This is a genomic window from Streptomyces sp. YS-3 (assembly GCF_045257485.1).
GTDB lineage: Bacteria > Actinomycetota > Actinomycetes > Streptomycetales > Streptomycetaceae > Streptomyces.
Map to the genome: position 1 here is coordinate 1 of NZ_JBJHPC010000648.1, position 3,782 is coordinate 3,782.

Consider the following 3,782-nt stretch of genomic DNA (forward strand, 5'->3'; position numbering starts at 1 on the left):
TGGGTATCGCCGTCGACGTCTCCGGCTCCATGCGTGCCGCCTGCGCGCCCGTCGCGTCCGCTGCCTGGATCGTGGCACGCGCAGCAGCCCTGACCGACCCCGACTCCCGCACCGCCACCATCGCCTACGACACGCATCTGACCGCACTGACCCGACCCACCCACCGAGCACCAGAGCGCGTGACGACGTTCGGTGCCAACGGCAGCAGTCACAACCTCGGTGACGCCATCGACGCACTCGACCACGGCCTCGACCTCAGCCGCCCCGGCGCCGGCCGCCTCCTCGTGATCGTCACCGACGCCATCTACACCCCCGACGAAACCGCTGAAGCAGTCACCCGCGTCAAGCAGCTCACGACCGCCGGCTGCGCCGTACTCCAGCTCACCCTCACCCCGAGGTCACACCACTTGCCGGGGACCACCTTGCTGCACCTGCCTCAGCCCTCCAGCGCTCCCGCCGCCATCGCCACGGCGGCCACAGACGCCATCCGCAGGACACGCTGAGACGACCTAGAAAACAGAAAGCAGGAACCATTACGTGGCAATCCGAACGTCCTACGAAGTAGTCCACACCTGTGGACACGCCATAACCCACAACCTGTCCGACCGACCCGCCGACAAGCGGGCCGTCTTCGCCCGCTGGCTCGCCTCGAAGGACTGCACCGACTGCTGGAGGGCCGCCCGCGACAACGACAGCGCCGGCAAGGAGGAGTGGATTGCCGCCCGTCGCGCCGCCGAACAGCAGGCGGCTGCCGACTGGGCCGCCCAGTTCGACATGCCCGCGCTCGAAGGCCCCGACCGCGCTCTGGAGTGGGGCGAACGCACGCGCCACCAGCTGGTCACCGCCGCCTACACCGCGCTGGTCACCGAAGGCACCTGGGACGAGGCGGACTGGTCCGCGCTCGAAGAGACGATCCGCACGATCACTCGCGCCGGCTGGTGGATCGACCAGCGCGATGCCGAGGGAAGCGACCTCCCCGAGCTTCTCGACGCCGCCACAGAAGCCGACCGGGGCAATGAAAATCCGTTCCGCTAGGGGGCCGGCGGCCTCGCCGGGGCATGCGAGGGATGCCTTGTACCCCACGTTCCCCGGTTAGCAAAACCGGGGACCCTCCGGACCATTGTCCTTCCCACCGCCACCCTGTGCCGTTCGTGGAAGGAAGCCCCCGCTGTGCCCGAAGCTGTTCGTCCGCCATATGTCCCTGCCGACATCCTCACGCCTAAGAGGGACATGTCCCATGGCCACTTCCGGCCTGGCGACCAGGTCGTCGTCCTCAAGGGCGTGGCAGGCGGCGAGCTGTGGGGCGATGCCATGACGGTGGTGGCCCCGTCCTGGCATACGCCCACCGACGAGGACGGGTGGCGGCTGCGCAACCCCAATGGCGGGCAGCAAACCTTCGTCACCGGTCATCCCCGCTATCTGGTCCATCTCTCGCGGCGCTGCCCCGACTGCCTGATCTACCTGCGCGCTCTGGAGGACTACCTGATCCCGAAGTTCGCCGACGCGGGCGCCGTGATCGACTGCGGCTGGTACTCGGTCACCGCACTGAACCAGCTCGTGCACGTCCTGGATGCAGAGGGTGTCCGGTGATCCCGCACATCGTTGGACAACAGCTCTTCCCTGCCATCGCGCTGTCGTCGGCGATGGGCATCCCGGTCGCCGAACAGGACGTGCTGGGCGATGCCGTGGTGGCCCACGCGCCCCTGGACCCCACCGTCGCCGAAGGCGGCCCCCAGGAGTGGATGTTCACCGACTGGGAGGAGTACTTGCACGCACCGCGGGATCTCCATCCGCACGCAGACGGGCCGACCGGGATGAAGCCGGAGATCTTCCACCTGGCGGTCCGGCTGCACCCCGCCGACCGGGCACTGCGCCGGCCGGAGTGGCAACGAATCACCCAACGGCTGACCCACGTCGCCGGTCTCGCACCCACCGGAGGTGAGCACGCATGCCGGTGGATCGCGCTTCAGGCCCGTCCGAGCCGACTCGACGTGATTGCCAATCGCATCCGCGGCGACGGCGCCTGGGCCCAGCAGCCCCACCCGCTCGCGCGGACGCTGAGTGAAGAGTGCCGGCGCATCGAAACCGACCTGGGCCTGGTGCCAGCGCAGAGCCACGGCGAACGCCCGTCGACCGCGCATCTGCCGGCCCAACGCCCGGCGCTGCCGCGCCCACGCCGGATCAGTCGCCGCCTGCGGTGGCGGCCCAGGTCGCCACGCTGATGCACCAGCTCGCCGACGAGGCCAACGGGCCGATCGCTTCGGTACGCGGCCTGATCGAACAGGCCGCCCGCCGCCTCGATGAACTGCCCCACGCCTACGGACCCCACGTGGCCCACCAGCCGGAGTGGATCGCCGGCCGCCTGTACGGCATCCAGCAGGACCTCGACGCCACCACCGCGGATCTGCCCGGAGCAAACCAGCGCGCCGCAGCGCGCTCCGTCACACCGCCCGCACCTCACTCGGCTTCCCCGCGCCGCTCCCGCTGTACACCCCCGAAGACGCACCTCTCTTGGCTCTTGCCGACCCGCTACCTCTGTGCGGCTGCGCGCTTCCGCCGAGGACCACCACGCCGCCCGGCCCGCAGCCCACTCTCCCGGCTCCCCCAGCGGCGGCGCTCATCACCCCCGAGGAACCCATGCACGACCACGACCCCGCTCCCGATCTCGCGTCCTTCGCCCTTGCCCTCGCCGACGAACTGCCAGGCAACTGGACCAGCGAGCACCAGACGCACGCGCACTACCCCGACCAGTTCGCCCGCGCGGAACACGTGTGGGACATGAACCTGCTCGCCCACGCGATTGCCGAGCACGTCCTGGACCAGGACGCGGTCCTCACCCGCGAGGACGGCGCCCGCCTGTACGTCATCGCACGTCCCCGCGGCGGCGAGGAGTTCCTCGTCGGTGCCGTTGCTCCGGCCGGCATCCCCGCGGATGCCTTCCGCACCGTACGCGAGCCCGACGGCATCGTCGTCCCCGACGACCCGGTCAAGGCGGCAGCCGACATCACCACCGATCTACTGCCCCGCTACGACAAGGCCCTCGCCGAGGTCCATGACCACGCTGCACGTCTCACTCCGCCTGCGCCGCCGGAGCTTGTGGTGATCACGCTGGCGGGCCGCGACTTCCACGTCGCCAAGCCCGAGCGGGCGGATGCCGCACAGTTCCTCACCGACAACGGCTGTGTCTACGACCAGGACTTGGACGCGTTCGTGCTGTCCGGTGAGGACACCGCCGTACAGGCCCAGGCAATCCAGCGCGCGGCAGCACAGCTGGACCGGCTCGGTATCGGCGTCAGCGTGCGGCTCCCGCAGACCAAGCCGCCCCTGGAGACCGCAGCGGTCACGGCCCCGTCCAAGTCGCCTGCCCGGCGGCGATAGTTCCCATCAGAAGGGAGAAGTCGCCCTGTGGGTAACAGAGCAGACGAGTACGGCAGCGACGTCGAGATCTACCCGCAAGCCCCTGACCGACACGATCTACGCCGAGACACGCACCGCGGCGCCCGAGCATCTGCTGGCTCTGCTCGACGCCCTCGGTCTGGAACGCAAGACCACGGTGACGGCCGGACCCGTCTACGTCTGGCACGAAGTCCCCGGCCACCTCAGCGAGGACGAGCAGAAGAAGGCCGCTACCCGGCCCATCCCCGCGCTGCTCCTGGCCGGATACGTGGTCAACATCCCCGACGACCTCTTCGACCCCACCGCCTACCAGGAAGCGGTCGCGGTCATCCGCAACCCCAGCCGTCCCACCGCCCAGCCCGCGCCCAAGAGCCCTGGCCGCGCCC

5 protein-coding genes and 1 pseudogene are annotated in these 3,782 nt (G+C 69.8%); all 6 read left to right on the forward strand.

Translation table 11 applies throughout. The annotated features are described in order from the left end of the window. Positions 1 to 503, forward strand: a 503-nt coding sequence (locus ACJA3G_RS32530) for a VWA domain-containing protein (RefSeq protein WP_406556626.1), incomplete at its 5' end; no start/stop codon positions are given. A gap of 34 nt (positions 504 to 537) precedes the next feature. Beyond that, the gene (locus ACJA3G_RS32535) at positions 538 to 1,035 is read left to right on the forward strand and encodes a hypothetical protein (RefSeq protein WP_406556627.1); all 498 of its coding nucleotides are present in this window, start codon (positions 538 to 540) and stop codon (positions 1,033 to 1,035) included. A 195-nt stretch (positions 1,036 to 1,230) separates the two neighbouring features. After that, complete coding sequence (locus ACJA3G_RS32540; RefSeq protein WP_406556628.1) at positions 1,231 to 1,590, forward strand: hypothetical protein; 360 nt, start codon at positions 1,231 to 1,233, stop codon at positions 1,588 to 1,590. Next, positions 1,587 to 2,222 carry a hypothetical protein gene (locus ACJA3G_RS32545; protein WP_406556629.1) on the forward strand — a complete coding sequence of 212 codons (636 nt, stop codon included), beginning with the start codon at positions 1,587 to 1,589 and terminating at the stop codon, positions 2,220 to 2,222. Before ACJA3G_RS32540 ends, ACJA3G_RS32545 begins: the two co-directional genes overlap by 4 nt. Positions 2,223 to 2,637: 415 nt before the next feature. Then, positions 2,638 to 3,378, forward strand: a complete 741-nt coding sequence (locus ACJA3G_RS32550; protein WP_406556630.1) for a hypothetical protein — start codon at positions 2,638 to 2,640, stop codon at positions 3,376 to 3,378. Between the two features lie 175 nt (positions 3,379 to 3,553). Then, positions 3,554 to 3,782: pseudogene (locus ACJA3G_RS32555) on the forward strand (hypothetical protein); the annotation flags it as partial.

Coding starts and splice junctions, on each gene's coding strand:
- ACJA3G_RS32540 (WP_406556628.1), top strand. CDS start 1,231: ATGTCCCATGGCCACTTCCGGCCTGGCGACCAGGTCGTCGTCCTCAAG.
- ACJA3G_RS32550 (WP_406556630.1), top strand. CDS start 2,638: ATGCACGACCACGACCCCGCTCCCGATCTCGCGTCCTTCGCCCTTGCC.